General features: G+C 67.1%; 21 protein-coding genes. 15 read left to right on the plus strand and 6 right to left on the minus strand.

Annotated elements, in window-relative coordinates; translation table 11 throughout:
• The first annotated feature begins 240 nt into the window (after positions 1-240).
• Both KHO41_RS30150 and KHO41_RS30155 read left to right on the plus strand, forming a co-directional pair.
• Positions 241-1,032 (plus strand): SDR family oxidoreductase, encoded by a 792-nt coding sequence (locus KHO41_RS30150; protein ID WP_211956907.1) that lies wholly within the window; start codon positions 241-243, stop codon positions 1,030-1,032.
• A 23-nt stretch (positions 1,033-1,055) separates the two neighbouring features.
• On the plus strand, positions 1,056-2,018 hold the full coding sequence (locus tag KHO41_RS30155; protein WP_211956908.1) for an acetyltransferase: 963 nt from the start codon (positions 1,056-1,058) through the stop codon (positions 2,016-2,018).
• A 9-nt stretch (positions 2,019-2,027) separates the two neighbouring features.
• On the opposite strand, the gene KHO41_RS30160 is transcribed toward KHO41_RS30155, so the two are convergent.
• Genes KHO41_RS30160 through KHO41_RS30170 form a run of 3 tightly spaced genes read right to left on the minus strand, consistent with a single transcriptional unit; the run spans position 2,028 to position 4,919 of the window.
• A complete protein-coding gene (locus tag KHO41_RS30160) occupies positions 2,028-3,125 on the minus strand; it encodes a 3,4-dihydroxy-2-butanone-4-phosphate synthase (protein WP_211956909.1) in 1,098 nt (365 codons plus the stop codon).
• Positions 3,122-4,078, minus strand: a complete 957-nt coding sequence (locus KHO41_RS30165) for an alpha/beta hydrolase (protein ID WP_211956910.1) — start codon at positions 4,076-4,078, stop codon at positions 3,122-3,124. The genes KHO41_RS30160 and KHO41_RS30165 overlap by 4 nt, the downstream gene beginning before the upstream one ends.
• Positions 4,079-4,109: 31 nt before the next feature.
• Positions 4,110-4,919, minus strand: coding sequence for an SDR family NAD(P)-dependent oxidoreductase (locus KHO41_RS30170; protein WP_211956911.1), 810 nt, complete (start codon positions 4,917-4,919; stop codon positions 4,110-4,112).
• Between KHO41_RS30170 and KHO41_RS30175 the strand changes: the two genes are divergently transcribed.
• Positions 4,918-5,064, plus strand: coding sequence for a hypothetical protein (locus KHO41_RS30175; RefSeq protein WP_211956912.1), 147 nt, complete (start codon positions 4,918-4,920; stop codon positions 5,062-5,064). The two genes, KHO41_RS30170 and KHO41_RS30175, sit on opposite strands and share 2 nt — an antisense overlap.
• A 297-nt stretch (positions 5,065-5,361) precedes the next feature.
• Positions 5,362-6,546, plus strand: a complete 1,185-nt coding sequence (locus KHO41_RS30180) for a helix-turn-helix transcriptional regulator (RefSeq protein WP_211956913.1) — start codon at positions 5,362-5,364, stop codon at positions 6,544-6,546.
• On the opposite strand, the gene KHO41_RS30185 is transcribed toward KHO41_RS30180, so the two are convergent.
• The gene (locus KHO41_RS30185) at positions 6,543-6,899 is read right to left on the minus strand and encodes a VOC family protein (RefSeq protein WP_211956914.1); all 357 of its coding nucleotides are present in this window, start codon (positions 6,897-6,899) and stop codon (positions 6,543-6,545) included. The genes KHO41_RS30180 and KHO41_RS30185 overlap by 4 nt on opposite strands.
• Before the next feature lie 213 nt (positions 6,900-7,112).
• On the opposite strand from KHO41_RS30185, the gene KHO41_RS30190 reads away from it, so the two are divergent.
• The 8 genes from KHO41_RS30190 (at position 7,113) to KHO41_RS30225 (ending at position 15,991) form a co-directional block, all read left to right on the plus strand.
• Positions 7,113-8,261, plus strand: coding sequence for an LLM class flavin-dependent oxidoreductase (locus KHO41_RS30190; protein WP_211956915.1), 1,149 nt, complete (start codon positions 7,113-7,115; stop codon positions 8,259-8,261).
• A 193-nt stretch (positions 8,262-8,454) separates the two neighbouring features.
• Entirely contained in the window at positions 8,455-9,648 is a 1,194-nt protein-coding gene (locus KHO41_RS30195; RefSeq protein ID WP_211956916.1) for an acyl-CoA dehydrogenase family protein, read from the plus strand.
• A gap of 27 nt (positions 9,649-9,675) precedes the next feature.
• The gene (locus KHO41_RS30200) at positions 9,676-11,430 is read left to right on the plus strand and encodes an FAD-dependent oxidoreductase (RefSeq protein ID WP_211956917.1); all 1,755 of its coding nucleotides are present in this window, start codon (positions 9,676-9,678) and stop codon (positions 11,428-11,430) included.
• Positions 11,427-11,951: a flavin reductase family protein gene (locus tag KHO41_RS30205; RefSeq protein WP_211956918.1), complete on the plus strand. Its 525-nt coding sequence runs from the start codon at positions 11,427-11,429 to the stop codon at positions 11,949-11,951. The genes KHO41_RS30200 and KHO41_RS30205 overlap by 4 nt, the downstream gene beginning before the upstream one ends.
• A gap of 99 nt (positions 11,952-12,050) precedes the next feature.
• Positions 12,051-12,815, plus strand: a complete 765-nt coding sequence (locus KHO41_RS30210) for an SDR family oxidoreductase (protein ID WP_211956919.1) — start codon at positions 12,051-12,053, stop codon at positions 12,813-12,815.
• Positions 12,816-12,826: 11 nt separating this feature from the next.
• On the plus strand, positions 12,827-13,891 hold the full coding sequence (locus KHO41_RS30215; protein ID WP_211956920.1) for a ferredoxin--NADP reductase: 1,065 nt from the start codon (positions 12,827-12,829) through the stop codon (positions 13,889-13,891).
• A 1-nt stretch (position 13,892) separates the two neighbouring features.
• The gene (locus KHO41_RS30220) at positions 13,893-15,524 is read left to right on the plus strand and encodes a FadD3 family acyl-CoA ligase (RefSeq protein ID WP_211956921.1); all 1,632 of its coding nucleotides are present in this window, start codon (positions 13,893-13,895) and stop codon (positions 15,522-15,524) included.
• A gap of 20 nt (positions 15,525-15,544) precedes the next feature.
• The gene (locus KHO41_RS30225; RefSeq protein ID WP_376989880.1) at positions 15,545-15,991 is read left to right on the plus strand and encodes a nuclear transport factor 2 family protein; all 447 of its coding nucleotides are present in this window, start codon (positions 15,545-15,547) and stop codon (positions 15,989-15,991) included.
• 893 nt (positions 15,992-16,884) lie between these two features.
• Here the strand turns inward: KHO41_RS30225 and KHO41_RS30230 are convergent.
• Positions 16,885-17,751 carry an SDR family NAD(P)-dependent oxidoreductase gene (locus KHO41_RS30230; protein ID WP_211956973.1) on the minus strand — a complete coding sequence of 289 codons (867 nt, stop codon included), beginning with the start codon at positions 17,749-17,751 and terminating at the stop codon, positions 16,885-16,887.
• Positions 17,752-17,950: 199 nt separating this feature from the next.
• Here KHO41_RS30230 and KHO41_RS30235 point away from each other — a divergent pair, with 199 nt between their 5' ends.
• Genes KHO41_RS30235 through KHO41_RS30245 form a run of 3 tightly spaced genes read left to right on the plus strand, consistent with a single transcriptional unit; the run spans position 17,951 to position 20,025 of the window.
• Positions 17,951-18,370 (plus strand): nuclear transport factor 2 family protein, encoded by a 420-nt coding sequence (locus KHO41_RS30235; protein WP_211956923.1) that lies wholly within the window; start codon positions 17,951-17,953, stop codon positions 18,368-18,370.
• A gap of 8 nt (positions 18,371-18,378) precedes the next feature.
• Positions 18,379-19,227, plus strand: coding sequence for an SDR family NAD(P)-dependent oxidoreductase (locus KHO41_RS30240; protein WP_211956924.1), 849 nt, complete (start codon positions 18,379-18,381; stop codon positions 19,225-19,227).
• A 30-nt stretch (positions 19,228-19,257) separates the two neighbouring features.
• Positions 19,258-20,025 carry an SDR family oxidoreductase gene (locus tag KHO41_RS30245; RefSeq protein WP_211956925.1) on the plus strand — a complete coding sequence of 256 codons (768 nt, stop codon included), beginning with the start codon at positions 19,258-19,260 and terminating at the stop codon, positions 20,023-20,025.
• A 43-nt stretch (positions 20,026-20,068) separates the two neighbouring features.
• On the opposite strand, the gene KHO41_RS30250 is transcribed toward KHO41_RS30245, so the two are convergent.
• Complete coding sequence (locus KHO41_RS30250) at positions 20,069-20,971, minus strand: NAD-dependent epimerase/dehydratase family protein (protein WP_211956926.1); 903 nt, start codon at positions 20,969-20,971, stop codon at positions 20,069-20,071.
• Between the last annotated feature and the right edge of the window lie 12 nt (positions 20,972-20,983).

A 20,983-nucleotide genomic window follows, 5' to 3' on the forward strand; every position in this document is an offset into this window, starting at 1 on the left:
GCTCAATCAGGACGTGAAAACCAATGCGATGGGCAAGAGCCGGCCGACCAACAAGGCAGAAATGATCGATAGCGTGCGTCGCCATCTGCATCGCCGGCAGAAGCAGCCTCACGTCATTCGCAACCTGTTTCAGGAAAAGCATGTTCGCTACGCAGCCTGATCAAACGTACGCACTATTTAGTGCGCCGGTCAGTAACACCCGTTAAAAGACAGCGCAATGCGCACCGAGGAGACAACATCATGCTGCTGAAGGACAAGATCGTCATCATTTCGGGCATCGGCCCCGGGCTGGGCGTGAAACTCGCCGTGGAGGCCGCCCGCGAAGGCGCGCGCGCCGTGGCCATTGCCGCACGCACTGCGGCGAAGCTGGACGAGGCCCAGGCCCGCATCGACGAACTGGGCGCCGACTGCGAAGTGCTCAAGGTGGTGACCGACATCACCGACCGCGCCCAGTGCCGGCACCTGGCCAGCGAGACCCTGCGCCGCTACGGACGCATCGACGCGCTGGTCAACAGCGCCTTCCAGCACGGCAATTTCCCGGAACCGATTGCATCCGCCGACCTCGACGTCTGGCGCGAGGTGTTCGACACCAACGTGTTCGGCACCATGACGCTGACGCAGGAAGTGGCGGCGCTGATGAAGCCGCAGGGCGGCGGCGCGATCGTGATGATCAATACACAGGCCACGCGCAAGCCGATGCCCGGCGAAGGCGGCTACGCGGCGTCCAAGGGCGCGCTGGCGGTGGCGGTCAAGTACCTGGCGCGCGAACTGGGCCCGTATGGCATCCGCGCCAACAGCATCTTCATGGGCTGGATGTGGGGCGCGCCGGTGCAGGGCTATGTGCGCCACGTTGCAGCGGAGCAGGGCATGAGCGAAGATGCGGTGATTGCCCCCGTCACCGCGCAGATCGCGCTGGGCCGCATGCCGACCGACGACGACTGCGCGCGCGCAGCGCTGTTCCTGGTGTCGGACTACGCCCGTGCGATCACCGGCGCGTCGCTTGACGCCAACGGCGGCGATTTCATGCCCTGATCGCTGGCCACCGGAAACCTGCCATGACACGCTACTTTGCCTTCAACGGCGACGCCGACGGCCTGTGTGCCTTGCAGCAGCTGCGCCTGGCCCATCCCGGCGACGCAACGCTGGTCACCGGCGTCAAGCGCGATATCCACCTGCTTGACCGCATCGACGCCGCACCGGGCGATACGGTCACCGCACTCGATATTTCGCTGGAGCAGAACCGCGCCGGCCTGCTGCGGCTGCTCGCTGCCGGTGCGCGGGTGGAGTACTTCGACCACCACCACGCCGGCGCATTGCCTGAGCATCCCGGGCTGTGCGCGCATATCGACGAAGGCGCGGAAGTCTGCACCAGCATCCTGGTGGACCGCCACCTAGGCGGTCGCCACCGGCGCTGGGCGATCACTGCGGCTTTCGGCGACAACCTGGCAGGCGTGGCCCGACAGATGGCTGCGCAGGCCGGGCTCGAAGCGCGCGACACCGCCGTGCTGGAGCAGTTGGGCACCTGCCTCAACTACAACGCCTACGGCGAGTGCGTGGCCGATCTGCACTTCGATCCGGCCGAGCTGGCCGCGCACATGCTGCCGTTTGCCGATCCACTGGACCTCGCGGCCCAATGCGCGGCTTACCGGGTGCTGTGTGCCGGCTATGCCGACGACATGGCCCGCGCGCGCTGCCTGGCGCCGTCGCACGAGGTCCCGGGTGCCGCGCTGCTGGTGCTGCCCGACGCCGCATGGGCGCGGCGCGCGATCGGCGTGCTGGCCAATGAGCTGGTGAGCGGGCGTCCCGGCGACGCCATCGGGCTGCTGTCGCCCAAGACGGACGGCGGCTTTGCCGTCAGCGTGCGGGTGCCCGCGCACAGCGCCACCGGTGCGGCTGACTTCTGCCGCGGCTTCGATACCGGCGGCGGCCGGCGCCTGGCAGGTGGCATCAATCACCTGCCCGACGCCGACGTGGACCGATTCACGCGCAGCTTCACAGACTGCTTCGGCCGCGCGTAGCCACCTTGTTCAGGCTGGGGGCACGAACTCCGTGACCTCCAGCTCGAAGCCGGCGACCGTGCGGTAAGGCACCGGATGGCTGAGCAGGCGCAGCTTGCGCGCGCCCACGTCGCGCAGGATCTGCGCCCCCACGCCCAGCGCGCGTTGCGCAAACGCCGGTGCGGGCGTAGCGGCGGACGGTGCGGCAAGCCGCTCCAGCCGCTGCTGCGGCGATTCCCGTTCATCGAGCAGCACCAGCACGCCGCAGCCTTCGGCTCCGATACGCGCGAGCGACCGTTCCAGGTTCCAGGCCGGCAGCAACGGCGCGCCGAAGCCAAGCACGTCACGCTGCATTTCGACCGTCTGCACGCGCGTCAGCACCGCCTCGGCCGGATCGGGTTGCCCCAGCACCAGCGCCAGGTGCAGCGCATCGACCGGCACGTCATGGTAGGCGTGCACGGTAAATCGGCCATACGGCGTGTCCAGTTCGGTCGTGCGCGTGCGGCGCAGCGCGCCTTCGGTCAGCAGCCGGTGGTGGATCAGCCCGCTGATCGATACCGCGGGCAGGCCGTGTCGCTGCGCGAACGCGAGCAGCGCAGGGCCGCGCAGCAGGTCGCCGGCATCGTCGAGCAGCATCGCATAGGCGCCCGAGGCGACGCATCCGGCCAGCGACGGCAGGTCGGAGCACGCTTCGGCAAAGCCCGCGCGGCGCAGCACGCCGTCCGGCTGCGCGACTACCGGAAAGATGTGGCCGGGCTGGACCAGGTCCGCTGGCTGCGCGAGCCGCGCCGCGGCCACGCGCAGCGTCAGGGCGCGGTCCGCGGCGGAAATGCCGGTGCTGACGCCGCTGGCGGCTTCGATCGACACCGTGTAGCGCTCGCGCTGGCGATGGTTGGCGGCCATGGGCGGCAACTGCAGCCGCTGGCGGCGCGCCTCGGTGATCGCCATGCAGACCAGCCCGCGAGCCTCGGCGGCCATGAAGTTGACGTCGCCCTCGGTGGCGCGCTCGGCGGCGACCAGCACGCAGCCAAGGGCCTCGTCGGTCTCATCCTCGAGCACCACCACGCGTTGCCCGGCCGCCAGCGCCGCGAGCACGTCCTGCATTGGCGGGAGCAGGGTGGCGTTCATGCTGCCTCCTGCGTGCCACTGGCGGTAAAGGCCTGGCGCAGCGACGCGGCGCCGGCATCGAGCGCGTGGCTTGCGGCATCGATCACGCCCTGCATGCTCATGAAGCCATGGAACTGGCCGGGCCAGCGGCGCACGGTTGCCGCGCTGCCCGCGCGCTGGAGCGCTTCGCCATACGCTTCGCCCTGGTCGCGCAGCGGATCGAATTCCGCGGTGATGATGGTGGCGGCCGGCAGGCCGTGCAAGTCGTGCTGGTGCAAGGGGCTCGCGCGCACATCGGCGGCGTCGGCCGGATTGGCCAGGTACTGGGCGCGATACCAGTCGAGCTCGCGGGCGCTGAGGAAATAGCCTTCGGCGCAGTCGCGGTAACTGGCGCTGTCGGCGGCGGCGTCGGTGCAGTCCAGGTAAGGGTAGAGCAGTAGCTGATGCTTCAGCGCGATGCCGCTGCCGCGCAATTGCTGGCACACCACCGCAGCGAGGTTGCCGCCGGCGCTGTCGCCGGCTACTGCCAGCCGGGCCGGGTCGGCGCTCAGCTCGGCGGCGTGCTTGGCGACCCAGCGCACAGCCGCGACCGCGTCGTCGGCCGCGGCCGGGAAGCGCGCTTCCGGAGCCAGCCGGTAGTCGACCGACAGCACCAGCGCGCCGCTGCGGCGCGCCAGGCTGCGGCAGATGTTGTCGTGCGAATCGAGGCCGCAGAGCACGAAGCCGCCGCCATGGAAATAGACCACGAGCGGCAGGCCGGCGCTGTCGTCAGGCCGGTACAGGCGCGCCGGCAACGGGCCCGCCGCGCCATCGATGGTCAGGTCTAGCTGCGCGGCAATGCTGTCGCCGGGCGCAAAGCCCGGCATGGCGGCCACTGCCGCGCGATAGTCGGCGGCGCGCAGGGTGGCGAAATCGGGGCTCGGCATGGCGGCCATGGCGTCCAGCATGGCGCGGGCCTGGGGATCGAGCGGCATGGAATCTCCCTGGTAAGGTGGTTGAGGATGGTCAGAGCGCGAAGGCGGGCGCCTTGCCGGCGGCAATGCCTTGCGCGCGCACGAGCGCGGCCTGTGCGGCTTGCTCATGCGGCAGGATCCAGAACTGGCCCGCCGACACGCCGTCGAGGATCATCTGGGCGACGGCATCGGGCGTCATGCCGGCGGCAATGCCGCTGCGCAGGGCGCCGTTCATCTGGTCCACTTCCTGCGGCGCCGTGCCGCCAAGTCCGGCGGCGATGCCGGTGGCGACCGGACCGGGGCAGACCACGGATACGCCCAGCGGCATCCCTGCCGCCTGCAGTTCGAGCAGCAGCCCTTCGCTGAGCGCGACCACGCCCTGCTTGGACAGCGTGTAGGGCGCCAGCCACGGCCCTACCGCGAGGCCGGCCATCGATGCCACGTTGACGATATGGCCCGCACCTTGCGCCGCCATGCGCGGCACGAAGCTGCGCAGCGCGTGCAATACGCTCCACAGATTGACGCGCAACACGCGCTCGAACACCTCCGGCTCCAGCTCCCAGCAGCGGCCGGTCGCAAGAATGCCGGCGTTGTTGACCAGCAGGTCGACACGGCCCAGCTGCCGGAAACTCTCTTCGCACAGGTGCTCGATCTGCGCCGCATCGGACACGTCGGTGGGGATGGCGATGACGGTCGCCCCTTGCCCGGCGAGCGCCGCGCGTGCCGCTTCGAGCGCATTGGCGTCGATATCGGCGAGCGCCAGCGCATACCCTTGCGCGGCCAGCGCTTGCGCGAGCGCGCAGCCAATGCCGCTGGCCGCTCCCGTGATCACTGCGGCCTGCTGCCGCGGAATTGCCGCCATGGTGTTGCTCCTCGGTGAAATGAAGGCGGCGGAAATCGCCGCGCATGGCTGTCTTGTAGCGGCAGCGCGGCGGCACGGCATCGTCTGTTTGGGTAGGGCAGTGGCGGGCGTCGAGCAGAATTTCCAAGGATCCGGGGACGCCTAAGGGTTTGCCCTCGGCTCGGCGGGGATGGCCGGGATGGCGGGGATGGGTCTGCCCTTAGTCTGTTTGGAGTATGTGCGCGGGCGTCAGGCGCGTGAGCATTGTGCTGTTCCGCAGGACTAGTCCGCTTCGCATGCATTGCCGGTCCAGCCTTCGGGAAAAACATGAAGGTGGCCGCCACGCCGGCCACCGCCACCATCCCCGTCATCGGGACGCAAAGAAGGGCCGCAGAGCCCGTACAAGGCCAGCTGCGCGGCACGTCCCGCGCGCTGCGCACGCCACACAATGGAGACAGAGGAAATGCTGATGGAGGCTAGCCAGAACCCGGCAATCGCACACCTGTTCACGCAGGCAACCGTGTCGCTGTCGGACTTCAGCGCGTTGCTGGGGAACATCTACCAGGGACCGATGGAGCAGGTGCCATGGGGCAAGGCGCTGGAGCAGATCCGCAGGCAGCTCGATGCCAATTACGTCACGCTGATCCTGCGCTCGCCGTCGACGGACCGTCCCGGGCTGATGGTCAACGCCTCCGAGCACGGCCAGACGCTGCCGGGCGAGGTGTCCTACAACAGCTACTACTATTCGCTCGATCCCTTCATCGGCCTGCCTTCCGACCGCGTCGTGACCATCGACGAGCACCTGGGTCACGGTGTCTGGTGCATGAGCGAGCTGTACCAGCAGTTCCTCAAGGACATCGGCATCCGCTACATCCTGGGTGCGGACCTGCGCACCGACGACGGCGTGGAATGCCGCTTCCGCGTCTGCCGTAACCATGACGGCCCCGATTTCTCCACCTCCGATAAGGCGCTGTGCACCGCGCTGCTGCCGCACCTGAAGCGCGCGGTGGACCTGCACTCGCGCATCGACGTGGTGGAATCGGAACGCACCGTCTACGCCAGCGCCATCGACCGCATGCTGGTCGGCATGGTGATCCTCGACGAGTCGGGCACCATCATCAAGACCAACGCGGCCGCCGACGAAATCCTCGCCGCCAAGGACGGCATCCGCATGGCAAAGGGCGGGCTCGACGTGGAGTACGGCCAGGAGAACCGCAAGTTCCAGCGCGTGCTGCGCCAGGCGATGATGGGGCACGTCGGCACCGCGCCGCCGGTGATGGAGGCGATGTCGATCACGCGTCCGTCCGGCAGCGCCAAGCTCGGCGTACTGGTCCGCACCATTCCGCTTAGCGAATGGTCCGAAGACAATCGCAAGCGTCCTGCGTGCGTGGTGTTCATTCGCGACCCGGAGAGGCGTTCGCAGGCGTCGCATGACGTGGTGCGCCAGCTGTTCGATCTCACGCCTGCAGAGACGCAGCTCGCGCTGCAGCTTGCCAACGGTCTCACGCTCGACGAAGCCGCGGACGAACTCGGCATCAGCAAGAACACGGCGCGCGCGCACCTGCGCGCGATCTTCTCCAAGACCGGCGTGACGCGGCAGGCCACGCTGGTCCGCATGCTGCTGAGCAGCGTGATCTCGCTCGGCTAACTTGCCGGCGCAAGCTTTGCGCTGAGCACCAGCGCAAAGCCTTCGGGCGTGTGCAGCACCGCACGCGCCTCATGCGGCCCCTGCGCAGGGGGCTGTGCCACAGCAGCACCGGCTTCCACCAGCCGCGTGACTGCCGCGGCAATGTCTTCGGCTTCGTCCACCTTGAACGCCAACGCCGGCTGTTCCACCAGCCTTTCTTCGCCGGCCACCAGCGCCAGCGTCAGCGCCCCCGCATCGAGCGCGCAATAGCGGTCGCCATCGCGGAATTTCACTGGTAGTCCGAGTGCTTCCGTGAAGAACGGCAGGGCCGTGTCGAGATCGCCAACGGGGTAGAGCAACAGCTTCGATTGCATGGTGTGCGGTTCCTTTCGTTGAAAACAGGGGGCGTGATGCCCGTTGCCAATGATAGGCAGGCGCAATGTCCTGCTCATAATCCAATCAGACGATGTTGCAACGCCTTGCGGCGACCACACTGCGATCACACAGGCCACATCCGGCCACAGGCGCAGCGTCTTGCAGTGCCCCGGATGCGGATCTGGACCGATACAAGCCGAGAGGGGACTGCAATGCGTTTTTCGCTGATCTATGAAGCCCAGACCGTCGATGCCTCGCGCGCCGGCGACCACAAGGTGTTCGATGAAATCATGGAACAGGTGGTGCTGGCCGAGGACATGGGCTTCGACGTGGTCTGGGCGGTGGAGCACACCGCGCTGACCAACTATGCGCACATGAGCGCGCCGGAGACGTTCCTGGCTTTCGTCGCCGGGCGCACGCAGCGCATCGGCATCGGCCATGGCGTGGTGTGCCTGCCGCCGGCGATGAATCATCCGGTCAAGGTGGCCGAGCGCATTGCCACGCTGGACATCCTGTCCGGTGGCCGCGTGCACTTCGGCGTGGGCAAGGGCGGCACGCAGCAGGAGGCCGGTACGTTCGGCTATGACCTGAGCACGCTGCACCCGATGATCGACGAGTCGATGTACCTGATCCCGAAGATCCTCACGCAGGACGAGATCGAGCACGACGGCGAATTCATCAAGATCCCGCGCCGCCCGATCCACCCGAAGCCGCGCCAGGACCCGCATCCGCTGATGTACCTGGCCTGCACCAATGCCGACACGCTGCAGCGCGCGGGCGCGCGCGGTATGGGCGCGCTGGTGCTCGGCTTCGGCGGCCCGGAGGATGTCGCCAAGAAGAACGACATCTACCGCACGGCATGGGAAAGTCGCAAGTCCGAGGACCAGGTGGGCTTCCGCCCGCACCAGCATTTGGCCGCGCTATGCCCGACCATCGTGCTCGAAGATGGCCTGGCCGCGCGCAAGATCGGCATCAAGGGTCAGCGCTACTTCATGGAATCGCTGTCGTACTGGTACGCAGGCGGGGAGCGTCCCGATCCTTCGAAGTGGGACGACGAACATGTCACCGCTACCGACGCGCAGGGCAAGGACGTCATCAATACGAATTTCGCTTCCGAGAAGGTCTCGGTGGACTTCAGCGACCCGGCGATGATGATGCTCAATCCCAACCATGCCTACGGCACGGTGGAGGATTGCATCGGCTACGTGCAACGCCTGATCGACGCCGGCGCCGACGAAATCCTGTTCATCTGCCAGATGGGCACGGTGCCGCAGTGGGCGCAACTCGAGACCATCCGCAATATCGGCGAACACGTGATCCCGCATTTCCGCAAGCAGGGCCACAAGCTGCGCGTGGCCTGACCGGACTGGACTTGCTCCCCGATGGTTTGCTCCCCTCTCCCGCTTGCGGGAGAGGGGCCGGGGGAGAGGGCCAGTGCCTCCATGAAATGCCCGGTTTCATCGCGCGAGGGCTAGTCCCATCAGACGATGGCACCCGAACCCGCCGATGCAAATATCAACGCCAGCCACAAGACAAAATCACAAGGAGACCGCGGTGCATCACGACAACAATCCCAAGGAACTGGCGGCACGCCTGATCGCGCGCGCCGAGCAGATGATTCCCGTGCTGGCGCAGCGCGCCGCGCAGGCAGAAGCCGAGGGACGCATTCCCGATGAGACCGTGGCCGACATGCAGGCCGCGGGCTTCTTCAAGGTACTGCAGCCGCGCCGTTACGGCGGCTACGAGCTTGACCCGCAGACCTTCTTCCGTATCCAGATGGCGCTGGCTAAAGGCTGCATGTCGACCGCCTGGGTCTACGGCGTGGTCGGCGTGCACAACTGGCAACTGGCGCTGTTCGACGAGCGCGCGCAGCAGGAGGTGTGGGGCAACAATGCCTCGACGCTGATCGCTTCAACCTACATGCCGGTCGGCAAGGTCACGCCGGTGGAAGGCGGGTTCCGCTTCTCGGGGCACTGGAAATTCTCCAGCGGCAGCGAGCTGTGCGAGTGGATCTTCCTGGGCGGGCTGGTACCGCCGTCCGAGCCGGGTGGTGCCTATGACTACCGCACCTTCCTGCTCCCTCGCTCCGATTACAAGATCGTGCGCAACTGGGATGTGCTCGGCCTGCGCGCGACCGGCAGCCATGACATCGTCGTGGACGATGTGTTCGTGCCCGAGTACCGCACGCATCGCGCCGTCGACGGCGCTATGGGTACCAGTCCGGGTTTGGCGCACAACGACGTCCCGCTGTACCGGCTCCCGTTCGCGCAGATTTTCGTGCGAGCGGTGTGCACCGCCTGCATCGGTGCGCTCGAAGGCACGCTCGACGATTTCGTCGCCTATGCCGATGGCCGCGTGAGCAGCAACGGCGGCAGCAAGACGGCCGAGGACGGCGGCGCCCAGCTCGCCTGCGCCAATGCCGCCGTGGCGATCGACGAGATGCGCACCATCCTCGAACGCAACTTCGACGAACTGCTGGCGCTTGCACGAGAGGGCGGCCAGATGCCGACGCCGCGCCGGCTGCATTTCCGCTACCAGTCGTCGCAGGTCGCCGAGCGCTGCGCGCAGCTTGCCAACGGCCTGCTGCGCTATGCGGGCGGCAATGGCATCTACCGCAGCAACCCGATGGTGCGCCGCTTTATGGACCTGCACGCGGCACGCGCCCACTACGCCAACAACCTGGACCGATTCGGCCAGAACCTGGGCGGCGTGATGATGGGCCGCGCCAACACCGATTTCTTCATCTGAGCCGCGCACCGATCAAGGGAACCGATCATGAGCCAGAGCACAGCGCGCAAGCAGCCGGCGGAGTTCGACGTGGTGGTGGTGGGCTCCGGCGCGGGCGGCATGCTGACCGCCTGCCGCGCCGCCGACCGCGGCCTGTCGGTGGTGGTGCTGGAAAAGAGCAGCCAGTATGGCGGCACGTCGGCGGTGTCCGGCGGCGGCATCTGGATTCCGCTCAATCACCATATCGCCGCAGCGGGCGCGAAAGACGACTACGCGACCGCGTTCGAATACGTGCTTGCCTGCACGGGCGAACACGGCGATCCGCAGCGGCTGCGTGCCTACCTGGACCACGCGCCGCGCATGCTGCAGTATCTGGAGAAGCAGGCCGGCGTGCAGTACTACACGCTGCCGCGCTACGCCGACTACTTCCAGAAGCAACCGGGCGCGATGCCGGGCTACCGCTCGCTCGACCCGATGCCATTCGACGGCGCGCGCCTGCGCGAGGAATTTGACCGCCTGCGCCCGCCGTCCCCCGGCACGCTGGTGGCCGGCCGCGTGGCGGTGACTTCCGGCGAGGCCCACAAGCTGGTGTGCAAGTCGCCGGGCTGGCTGTGGCTGGCAGCGCGCCAGTTCGCGCGCTACTGGCTGGATATTGGCTGGCGCCGCAAGACACGGCGCGACCGCCGCCTTACGCTTGGCAACAGCCTGGCCGGCGGCCTGCGGCGCGCGATGATGGACCGGGCCATTCCGCTGTGGCTCGATACGGCGCTGCAGGACCTGATCATCGAAGACGGCGTGGTCCGTGGCGTTCGCGCGCTGCAGGACGGCCGCGTGGTCGAGATCCGTGCCTTGCGCGGCGTAGTCCTGGCCGCAGGCGGCTTCGAGCGCAACCAGGCCATGCGCGAGCAATACCTGCCGCAACCGACGCAGGCCACGTGGAGCGCCACACCGCCCAACAATACCGGCGATGCCATCCGCGCTGGCCAGGCCGCCGGTGCCGGCGTCGCGCTGATGTCCCACATGTGGGGCGCGCCGACCGTGCGCGTGCAGGGCGAGGAAAAGCAGCGCGCGCTCTTTATCGAACGCGCCATGCCCGGTTGCATGGTGGTGAACGGGCAGGGGCGGCGCTTCGTCAATGAAGCCGCGCCGTACTCGGAATTCGTGCCCGCCATGTACCGCGACCACGAGAAGACCGGCTGCAGCGTGCCCGCGTGGATGGTGTTCGACGCCACGTTCCGCCACAAGTATCCGTGCGGGCCGATCCTGCCCGGCTCGGTCATGCCGGATCGCAGCATCCCCGCCAGCCTGTCCGGCATTCTGGTGATAGCCGACACGCTGGAGGCACTGGCCGCGCAAACCGGCATCGATGCCGCGGGCCTGGCCGACAGCGTGGCGCGCATGAACCGCTATGCGGCGAGCGGCGTGGATGAGGACTTCGGCAAGGGCGACAACTTGTTCGATACCTACTACAGCGATCCCACCGTCCGCCCCAATCCGTGCCTCGCGCCGATCGGCAAGGCGCCGTTCTACGCCGTACGGCTCGACGCCGGCGACATCGGCACCAAGGGCGGGCTGGTGACGGACGCCAGCGCGCGCGTGCTGCGCGAAGACGGCTCCGCGATTCCCAGGCTCTTCGCCATTGGCAATACCAGCGCCGCGGTGATGGGCACCAGCTATCCAGGCGCGGGCTCCACGCTGGGACCCGCCATGACTTTCGGCTTTATCGCCGCCGACGTGCTGGCGCAGCAAGCGCGGCAGACTGCCGCGGCGCCCCACACTCAATCCGTTCAGGAGGCCTTATGAGCGCCAATCCCATTCCCGGCGCCACGCTGCGCGACGACATGCTGATGGCCATGCGCCGCATGGCGCGCTCGGTGGCGGTCATCAGCTGCCGCGATGGCGAGCGCCGCTATTCGATGTCCGTGACCGCGGTCGATTCGCTGTCGGCGGATCCGCCGTCGCTGCTGATCTGCATCAACCGCAATTCGTCGATCTATCCGCCGCTCGATGCCGGCGCGGACTTCTGCATCAACCTGCTGGCCGCCGACCATCGCGATATCGCGGTGGACTGCAGCGGCAGGCTCAAGGGCGAAGAGCGCTTCACCAGCGGCCAGTGGGACGATGACATGCTCGGCGTGCCGTGCCTGCGCGACGCCCAGGCGAACCTGATCTGCACGCAGGACGGCCGTTTCGACTACGGCACGCACGCGGTCTTTATCGGCCGGCTTCGCGAGGTGCGGCTGGCGGGCGAGGTGTCGCCGCTGGTCTATGTCGACGGGGCCTATTCCACTTCCGCGCCGCTCGCCTCGTTGTGCCCGGCGTAATCCATACGTAAGCGGCCGTCAGAAGGCCGCCATGCAAACACCAGTTTGCCGGCCAGCGGCAGGCGGAAATCAGAAGCAACAATCAGCAGGAGACCATTCATGAGCCAACGTACTGAAGGAAAGATCGCCATCGTCACCGGCGCCGCGAGCGGCGTCGGCCGGGAAGACGCGCTGTTGCTGGCGCGCGAAGGCGCACGCGTGGTGCTGACCGACCTCAACGAGGAAGCCGGCCATGCGCTGGCGCGCGAGATCGGCGAGACCGCGCTGTTCGTGCAGCACGACATTGCCAGCGAAGCCGGCTGGCAGCAGGTGATCGCACGTACCGAGCAGCGCTTCGGCGCCCCCAATGTCCTCGTCAACAACGCCGCCATCCTGCTGCTAGGCACGGTGGAAGACACGTCGCTGGAGCAATGGCAGCGGGTGCAGCGCATCAACGCCGATGGCTACTTCCTCGGCTGCAAGTACGGCGTGGCCGCGATGAAGGCGGGCGGTGGCAGCATCGTCAACATGTCGTCGGTGGCAGCACTGGGCGGCATGGGGGCGTTCTGTGCCTACAGCGCGAGCAAGGGCGCAGTAGCGGCGCTGACGCGCAGCGTCGCGGCGCACTGCAAGCAAAGCGGCTACAAGGTGCGCTGCAACTCGATCCATCCGGACGGCATCCTCACGCCGATGACGGCGGCCTTCCTGCCCGGCGGCGCCACCGCCTTGCCTGAGGAGGTGGGCGGCGTGGACCCGATGCAGCGCATGTGCCATGCGCGCGATGTGGCGAACCTGGTGCTGTTCCTGGCCTCCGATGAATCGCGCTTCATCAATGGCGCCGAGCTGCGCATCGACAACGCGCAGACCATCATGGGCGTCGCCTGACGCATACGACTATGGTGCAAGCGCAATTTCACCGGCTGCAGATCGCCGAAGTCGTGGCGGAGACGGACCAGGCGCATTCGCTGGTCTTCGCGCTGCCCGACAGCCTGCGCGACACCTTTGCCTACCGGCCGGGCCAGTTCCTGACGCTGCGCGTGCCGGTAGACGGCGTGCCGCAGCAGCGCTGCTATTCGCTGTCGAGCGCGCCGGAAGTCGACAGCGCGCTGCGCGTGACGATCAAGCGCGTGCAGGGCGGGCGGGTTTCCAACTGGGTCTGCGACCACCTCGGCACCGGCGATACGGTCGAGGTCATGCCGCCCGCCGGCGTGTTCACGCCACCCACGTTGCACGGCGACTTCCTGCTGCTGGCCGGCGGCAGCGGCATCACGCCGGTGCTGTCGATCGCCAAGGCGGCGCTGCGCCATGGGCGCGGCACGGTGACGCTGGTCTATGCCAATCGAGACGAGCAATCGGTAATCTTCCGCGAAGCGCTGGGCGAACTGGCGCGGCGCCATCCTGGCCGGCTGCGGGTGATCCACTGGCTCGACAGCGTGCAGGGCCCGCCCAGCCAGCGCCAGATCGAGGAGCTGGTGCGGTCGTGGAGCCTGGCCGAGTGCTTTATCTGTGGACCAGGCCCGTTCATGGACAGCGCCCAGGCCGCGCTGCAGGAACTGGGCGTACCGCGTGGAAAGCTGCACGTGGAGCGCTTCGTTTCGCTACCGGACCGGACACCGGCACCTGCTCAGGCAGCAATGCCAGCTGTATCCACGGTAGCGACGCCAGTCCCGGTGGCAACCATGCACGGCGCCGCGCTGACAGTGCAGCTCGATGGCGCAACCCATCAGGTCAGCGTCGCGCCCGATGAAACCGTGCTCGACGCGATGCAGCGCGCCGGCGTGGCTGCCCCCAACTCCTGCCGTGCCGGCTTGTGCGGCGCCTGTATGTGCCAGGTGATGCAGGGCGACGTCACGCTCGGCGAAAACCATGTGCTCGACCAGGCCGACCTCGATTCGGGCTGGACACTGGCTTGCCAGGCCCGCCCCGCGAGCGGCGACATCCACCTCAAGTTCCCGGATTGACATGACCACATCTGACACCATCGACGCCATTGCGGCACCGGCCGGGACCGGCATGGCAGCGCGCGAGGACATCCCGGCGACCATTCCAGAACTGGTGCGGCGCGCGGCGCAGCGCTACGGCGATCGCATTGCCATTCAGGAAGACGGCCTGCGCCTGAGCTATGCCGCGCTCGACGCGAGCCGCATCCAGGCAGCGCGCGCGCTGATGGCGCTCGGCGTGCAGCCGGGCGACCGCATTGCCATGTGGGCGCCGAATTTCTCCGAATGGATCATCGCGGCGCTGGCCACGCACAGCGTGGGCGCGGCACTGGTGCCGCTCAATACCCGCATGAAGGGCGTAGAAGCCGGCGCTGTACTGGCCGACAGCGGCGCGCGGCTCTTGTTCTGCGTCGACGACTTCCTGGGCGAGAGCTATCCGCAGATGCTGGCGCCGCATCGTCCCGCCACGCTCGAGCGTCTGGTGATCCTGCGTCCCGGACACGGCAGGGCGGCAGCCGACGGCGAACTGCCTTGGGAGGCCTTCCTCGCGCTAGCGCAGCAGGTGGACATGGCTGCCTTCGCCGAACGCGAGGCCACCGTGCGCGGCGATATGCCGATGGACATCATGTTCACGTCCGGTACCACCGGCCGGCCCAAGGGCGTGGTGACCGCGCATGCGCAGAACCTTCGCGCCGTCGACGGTTGGGCAGCCATCACCGGCGTGCAGGCCGGCGACCGCTACCTGATCGTCAATCCGTTCTTCCATACCTTTGGCTACAAGGCCGGCTGGCTCGCAGCGCTGTCGCGCGGCGCCACGGTGCTGCCGCACCTGGTGTTCGACGCCGAAGCCGTGATGACCCGTGTCGAGAACGAGCGCATCACCGTGCTGCCCGGGCCGCCGACGCTCTACCAGACGCTGCTCAACGCGCCGCGCCTGCGCGAATTCGACCTGTCGTCACTGCGCATCGCGGTGACAGGAGCCTCCGCCATAGCGCCGGTGCTGATTCAGCGCATGCGCAGCGAACTGGGCTTCGACACCATCATCACCGGCTACGGCCTGACCGAATCCTGCGGCTTTGCCACGCTGACGCGCGCCGGAGACGATGCCGACACCGTCGCCGCCACCTCGGGCCGTGCCATGCCGGGCATCGAGATCCGCTGCGTGGATGCGCAGGGCCAGCCAGTCGCCACGGGCGAGCCGGGCGAAGTGCTGGTGCGCGGCTACAACGTGATGCAAGGCTACTTCGGCCTGCCCGACGCCACGGCCGAAGCGATCGACAGCGACGGCTGGCTGCATACCGGCGATGTCGGCACGCTCGACGCGCGTGGCTACCTGCGCATCACCGACCGCATCAAGGACATGTTCATCGTGGGTGGTTTCAACTGCTATCCCGCGGAAGTCGAAAAACTGCTGGTGGCTCACCCGGCCGTGGCCCAGGTAGCCGTGGTTGGCATGCCGCACGACAGGCTCGGCGAGGTCGGACGGGCGTACGTCGTGCTGCGCCATGGCGCACGCGTGGACGCCGACACGCTGATCGGCTGGGCGCGCCGGCAGATGGCCAACTACAAGGTGCCGCGCGAGATCGTGTTTGTGCCGACCCTGCCGGTCAGTGCGGCGGGGAAGGTGCTGAAGTACCAGTTGCGGGAATCCTGAGGAGGAGGGGAATGACTGACATGACGGATATGAAGTCGCTGGCGCAGCGGCTTGACCGGCTCGAAGCGGCCGACGCCATCCGGGCGCTCAAGCTGCGTTACCTGCGTGCGTGCGATGACAAGAACCCGGAGGGCATGCGGGCGTGCTTTGTCGCCGACGGCGCGCATATTCACTATGACCGCATTGGCAGTTTCGCGGGGCGTGATGCGCTCGTGCAGTGCTTCACTGAACTGGCCTGCCGGCCGACGCTGCGGGAGATGCATTTTGCCGGGCAGGGGGATGTTCAGGTGCTGGATGATGGGACGGCGCGGGGGAGTTGGGATCTGGCTTATCTGGCGTTTGATGATGTCAATGGGGGGAGGACTTTCCTGAGTGGTCGCTATGCCGATGAGTATGTGCGGGTTGATGGGGAGTGGTTGATGCGGTCTACGGTGTTTACGACTGGGCTGTTGTCGCAGGGGGCTTAGCGTTGTCGTTCTTGGCATGCGCCGCGGTTTCGCCGGCGTAGCCGGCGAGTCACTTTTTGTCCGAGCGACAAAAAGTAACCAAAAAGCGCGTCGTTGCCGCTGGCCATCAATTCCACGGCGGCAGACGTTCAAACGGCTTTGGATTCCATTTTGGTGGTCGGCCGTTCCACCCTGCTACGCCATGTGAGTCAGAACCTGTGCCTTGCGCGGCACGGCTTTTGGACGATCCCCAAGACGGACTCGGGTACAGCGTTTCAACACGGTCCGTGGTGGGACGCCTTCGGCTGCGCTGCGCGCGCGTCATCGTCTGGACGCAAGCTCATCAGCGTGGCTGGCGCCCAGGTTCGTCCAAGGTCCTTTCTCCACTTCGGCATGCCATGCGCGGGCATCGTCTCCGAGGCGCGGGCCTCGTCACCGAGGCGTGGTTAGCCCTGGGCCCGTGTGCTCAGACTAGAGCTCTGCGCGCAGCGCAGCCGAAGGCGATCACACGATATCGCCGGCAGCAGGAGCCACAGACGCTTGCAGGGCTCGTTCAATCAGCGCTGTATTCCCACTCACGGTGGTGCCCCACGCGGCAGGCAGCGGAAATCCCCTCTGAAGCCCATACCCGTACAACACCCTTGGCACACTACGATAAAAATTCGCCCCTTTGGGGCAACCAAAACGCGTTTTTGGTTACTTTTGTCGCTCGGACAAAAGTGACTCGCCGGCTACGCCGGCGAAACAGCCGCGCCTGCCAAGAGCGATAAGCCCAGCCCGCAAAAAACCCCCGTTGGCTACGCCGGCGAAACAGCGGCGCCCGCCAAAAGCGACGCCACCCCAAAACCAGAAGCCCCGCCGCCTACGCAGGCAAACCGGCAGCGCCTGCCAAGAACAACAGCCTTGCCAGCGTCCTACTCCACAATCGCCGGATGCACCCCCGGCGGCCCGCCAAGCACCTCCCGATACGACGGCGGCTGCACCCCTTCATCATCCACAATCCCATACTCCAGCGCCGCCTCAGCACAAATCAGCACCTTCCCGGATTTATCCATCAAAGCAGCATCCCGATACAACGCATCCACAATACGCCCCGTAAACTCCGGCGTCTCCGCCACCGGCGCAAACGACGCATATTTATCGGGATGCTTCTCCCACACCTGCATCGTCCGCGCCGTCCGCAGCGGCCCCATCCACAGCGACACCGCAGCCACGCCGTGGGGCCGCAGGTCTACCGCCATGTCGTGCGCGAACTTGTCGATGCCAGCCTTCTGCGCGCCGTAAGCCGGCCCATGCATATAGCAGTTGGCGCCAAATGACGAAGTGAAAACGATCAACCCACGCCCCTGCGCGATCATCATCGGCGCGGCATGCCAGCTGGCCACATAGCCCGAACGCAGGCCCACGTCGAGAATGCCGGTCATCTCCAGCGGCTTCTGCCAGAAGGGTCCCGGCATGATCAGCTCGTCATGCAGGAAGGTGGCGTTGTTGACCAGGATGTCGAGCCGTCCGGCTTCCTCTCGCACGCGCCGGAACAGCGCGGCCACCTGCGCATCGTCACCATGGTCGCAGGCCACCGCGATACCGCGGCCGCCGAGCGCGTCGATGTCGCGCGCAGTCGCGTGAATCGTGCCCGGCAGCGGCGCGCTGCCTTCCTGCTCGGTGCGTCCGGTCACATACACCGTGGCGCCGGCTGCGCCGAGTGCCAGTGCAATGCCCCGGCCGGCACCACGCGATGCGCCGGTAACCACTGCGACGCACGCTTGTTTTAAATCCTTCATGTCTCCTCCTGTGAGTATGGGAACCGCTTCCAAGATTGCGGTTCGGCGCAGACCGGCACATCACTCGTTCGGACTAGCCACGTACGCGTCCGGCTAATCCAGCCGGACGATGGCCGCTGTCCCCGCGAAGGCCACGATAGGCGCGGCTACGCCCACGCGCCGCGAACGGCGCAACACTCAACAATCAAGGAGACAAGCGATGCCAGACCCAGAATCCATAGAAGCCATCCGCACACTGGCCTACCGCTACGCGCAGGCCGTGGACCGCCGCGAGTTCGCGCGCCTGACGGCACTGTTCACACCCGACGCGAAGCTGAGCGGCCCGGGATTCCACCTCGACGGCGCACAGGCGATCGCCGAGGGCATGTCGGCACTCGGCAACTACAACGCCACGCAGCACCACGTGCATCACCAGCTGGTCGATGTAGACGGCGATACCGCGAGCGGCGAGACCTACTGCATTGCGAACCACCTGTACCAGGACGACGGCGGCGTGCCGCGCAAGCTGGACTGGGGCATCCGCTACCAGGACCGCTATGTGCGCCGCCAGGGCGAGTGGCGCATTGCCGCACGCACGCTGCTGGTCGACTGGACCCAGGATCTCCCACAGAAAGGATGAGGCACAACATGACGAAAGTACTGGAAGGAAAGGCAGCACTCGTTACCGGCGGCGCAGGTGGCATTGGCGCGGCGAGCGCGCTGGCGCTGGCGCGCGATGGCGCCGCAGTGGCATTGATGGGCCGGCGACGCGAAGCGCTGGAAGCGGCTCGGGACGCGCTGCGCGAGAAGGTGCCCGGCGCCAGCATCGAGATCTGCGTGGGTGACGCATGCCGCGCCGACGACGTGCAGGCCGCGCTGCAGCAGGCGTGGGACCTGCGTGGGCGCCTCGATATCGTCGTGCCAACGGTCGGTGGCGGCGGTTTCAAGCCGATGCTGATGCATGACGAGGCTTCATTCATGGCCGAGATCGAGTTCAACATCGCCAGCGCGTTCCTGGCCGTGCGCCACGCCGCGCCGCTGATGGCGCCGCATGGCGGCAGCATCGTCTGCATTTCGTCGGGCGCGGCGCGCATGAACTGCCGCTGGCTGTCGGCGTACTGCGCGGCCAAGGCCGGGCTGGAAGCATTCGTGCGCGGCGCAGCAGAGGAACTGGCCGAAGCCGGCATCCGTGTCAACGCAGTGCGTCCAGGGCTCACACGCTCGGGCGCAACTGGCCCGATGTTCGACAACGAAGCCGTGCTCGGCCAGTTTGTCGCGCAGATGCCGCTGGGACGCGCCGGCGAGCCGGAAGACATCGCCAACGCCGTGCGCTACCTCGCCGGTCCGGAATCCGGATGGGTGACAGGGCAGAGCTTCGGCGTCGATGGCGGCAACGAGCTGCGCGGCAACCCCATGCTGGACGATGCCATTGCCGCCATGTACGGCCAGGCCGCGCTGGACGACGTGCTGGCGGGCAGGATTCCGGCCGCAGCATGAACGGTCGGCACAACGAAGAGGAGAACGCAGATGAAGCAAGAATGTAGGGTGAAGGGCAAGGTCGCGCTGGTCACCGGCGCGGCCAGCGGCGTCGGCCGCGCGGACGCGCTGCTGCTGGCTGCAGAAGGCGCGAGGGTGGTGCTGAGCGACGTCAACGAAGAAGCGGGCCACGCGCTGGCCCGCGAGATCGGCGACGCGGCGCTGTTCGTGCGCCATGACATCGCGAGTGAGCAGGACTGGAACGGCGTCATGGCGACCGCGCTGGACCGCTTCGGACGCCTGGATGTGCTGGTGAACAATGCCGCGATCTGTCCGCTCGGCTCGATCGAGGAAACCTCGCTCGAATGCTGGCGGCAGGTCATGCGCGTCAATGCGGATGGCTATTTCCTCGGCTGCCGCTTCGGCGTGGCTGCCATGAAAGGCAATGAGACCGGCGGCTCGATCGTGATGATGTCCTCGGTTGCGGCGCTGGGCGGGCTGCCGATGATGTGCGCATACACGGGCTCTAAAGGCGCCGTTACCGCGCTGACGCGCAGCGTGGCCGTGCATTGCAAGCAGCAAGGCTACCGCATCCGCTGCAACTCGATCCACCCGGACGGCATCTGGACGCCGATGACGCAAGCGCTCGTGCCGGATCTCGACCCGGTGGCGCTCGGTATCGGCACGGACCCGATGGCGCGCATGTGCAATCCCGAGGATGTCGCGAACCTGGTGCTGTTCCTCGCCTCGGATGCATCGCGCTTCATCAACGGCGCGGAACTGCGCATCGACAACGCACAGCTGATTTCGTCGCTGTGACGAGGACGCGGCAGCTGCCAGGAACGGAGCTGCCGCGTAGTACTTAGCCGCCGTATTGAGCGACTATCTCTTTGACCGTGCGTGCGATGTCCTGGCGGCGGTAGCCGAGCAGGGCGGTCTCTGCCGAGTCGGGTTCGTAGTAGAGCGTATTGCCACGGCCGAAGCAGATCGCCGCATCCGGCATCAGCGGATGTTCCTGGTCGATGGCCGGTGGCACCGGTCGGCCAACCTCACGGAAGAAGGCGCCAAAGTAATCCTGGAACGTCAGGTTCTCGTCGCCGACCAGATAGGCCTTGCCGTTCTCGCCGCGCAGCAGCGCGCCTTCGATGGCCTCCGACAGCGATGCCGCCGAAATGAAGTTGACGCCGCCCGGCGGCGCAAAGTCAGGCATCGGCGCGAAGCCGCCCTTCGCATAGTTGGTATAGGCCTTGAACATGGGCACCAGCAGGCCCGGCACGGTCCCGACGACGAACGGCGCATTGACGCTCACGACGCGGAACTCAGCGCCGGCCAGCGCGCGCACGCCCTCGTCGGCAAGCTTGCGTGAGCGGATATAAGCGTTGTGCTCGACCAGCTCTGGCATCGCCTGCGGATAAAAGCTGCCAACATGCACGGCGACGCGGATGCCGGCATCGCGCGCGGCACGGAAGAAGCGGGGCACACCCTGCACGTTGGCGCGTTCCCAGTGCGCCGCTTCGTCGCCATCCGCCGGCAGGTGGCGTACATCGTTGCCGGCCGCAAAGACCAGGGCATCGAACGCACCGAGCTGCGCGGCCGGCAGGTCGTTGGCGATGTAATCGCAGCGCAGGTAGTCAAGTTCACCTAGCGGCGTGTCTGCGGCAGGGCGGTTGCGCCCTGCGATGGTGACTTCGTGTCCCTTGTCGCGCAGGGCCAGGGCGGCGTGGCCGCCGATCATGCCCGTGCCGCCGACGATCAGAATCTTCATGCTGCTCTCCTT

This window comes from Cupriavidus numazuensis (assembly GCF_905397435.1).
Classification (GTDB): Bacteria; Pseudomonadota; Gammaproteobacteria; order Burkholderiales; family Burkholderiaceae; genus Cupriavidus; species Cupriavidus numazuensis.

Excerpts from the sequence above, each read along its gene's own strand:
- KHO41_RS30210 (WP_211956919.1), top strand. The coding sequence starts at position 12,051 with ATGAGCCAACGTACTGAAGGAAAGATCGCCATCGTCACCGGCGCCGCG.
- KHO41_RS30215 (WP_211956920.1), top strand. The coding sequence starts at position 12,827 with ATGGTGCAAGCGCAATTTCACCGGCTGCAGATCGCCGAAGTCGTGGCG.
- KHO41_RS30230 (WP_211956973.1), bottom strand. The coding sequence starts at position 17,751 with ATGAAGGATTTAAAACAAGCGTGCGTCGCAGTGGTTACCGGCGCATCG.
- KHO41_RS30240 (WP_211956924.1), top strand. The coding sequence starts at position 18,379 with ATGACGAAAGTACTGGAAGGAAAGGCAGCACTCGTTACCGGCGGCGCA.
- KHO41_RS30170 (WP_211956911.1), bottom strand. The coding sequence starts at position 4,919 with ATGGCGGCAATTCCGCGGCAGCAGGCCGCAGTGATCACGGGAGCGGCC.
- KHO41_RS30150 (WP_211956907.1), top strand. The coding sequence starts at position 241 with ATGCTGCTGAAGGACAAGATCGTCATCATTTCGGGCATCGGCCCCGGG.
- KHO41_RS30190 (WP_211956915.1), top strand. The coding sequence starts at position 7,113 with ATGCGTTTTTCGCTGATCTATGAAGCCCAGACCGTCGATGCCTCGCGC.
- KHO41_RS30185 (WP_211956914.1), bottom strand. The coding sequence starts at position 6,899 with ATGCAATCGAAGCTGTTGCTCTACCCCGTTGGCGATCTCGACACGGCC.
- KHO41_RS30205 (WP_211956918.1), top strand. The coding sequence starts at position 11,427 with ATGAGCGCCAATCCCATTCCCGGCGCCACGCTGCGCGACGACATGCTG.
- KHO41_RS30225 (WP_376989880.1), top strand. The coding sequence starts at position 15,545 with ATGACGGATATGAAGTCGCTGGCGCAGCGGCTTGACCGGCTCGAAGCG.
- KHO41_RS30180 (WP_211956913.1), top strand. The coding sequence starts at position 5,362 with ATGCTGATGGAGGCTAGCCAGAACCCGGCAATCGCACACCTGTTCACG.
- KHO41_RS30160 (WP_211956909.1), bottom strand. The coding sequence starts at position 3,125 with ATGAACGCCACCCTGCTCCCGCCAATGCAGGACGTGCTCGCGGCGCTG.
- KHO41_RS30250 (WP_211956926.1), bottom strand. The coding sequence starts at position 20,971 with ATGAAGATTCTGATCGTCGGCGGCACGGGCATGATCGGCGGCCACGCC.
- KHO41_RS30235 (WP_211956923.1), top strand. The coding sequence starts at position 17,951 with ATGCCAGACCCAGAATCCATAGAAGCCATCCGCACACTGGCCTACCGC.
- KHO41_RS30200 (WP_211956917.1), top strand. The coding sequence starts at position 9,676 with ATGAGCCAGAGCACAGCGCGCAAGCAGCCGGCGGAGTTCGACGTGGTG.
- KHO41_RS30245 (WP_211956925.1), top strand. The coding sequence starts at position 19,258 with ATGAAGCAAGAATGTAGGGTGAAGGGCAAGGTCGCGCTGGTCACCGGC.
- KHO41_RS30155 (WP_211956908.1), top strand. The coding sequence starts at position 1,056 with ATGACACGCTACTTTGCCTTCAACGGCGACGCCGACGGCCTGTGTGCC.
- KHO41_RS30175 (WP_211956912.1), top strand. The coding sequence starts at position 4,918 with ATGGTGTTGCTCCTCGGTGAAATGAAGGCGGCGGAAATCGCCGCGCAT.
- KHO41_RS30165 (WP_211956910.1), bottom strand. The coding sequence starts at position 4,078 with ATGCCGCTCGATCCCCAGGCCCGCGCCATGCTGGACGCCATGGCCGCC.
- KHO41_RS30220 (WP_211956921.1), top strand. The coding sequence starts at position 13,893 with ATGACCACATCTGACACCATCGACGCCATTGCGGCACCGGCCGGGACC.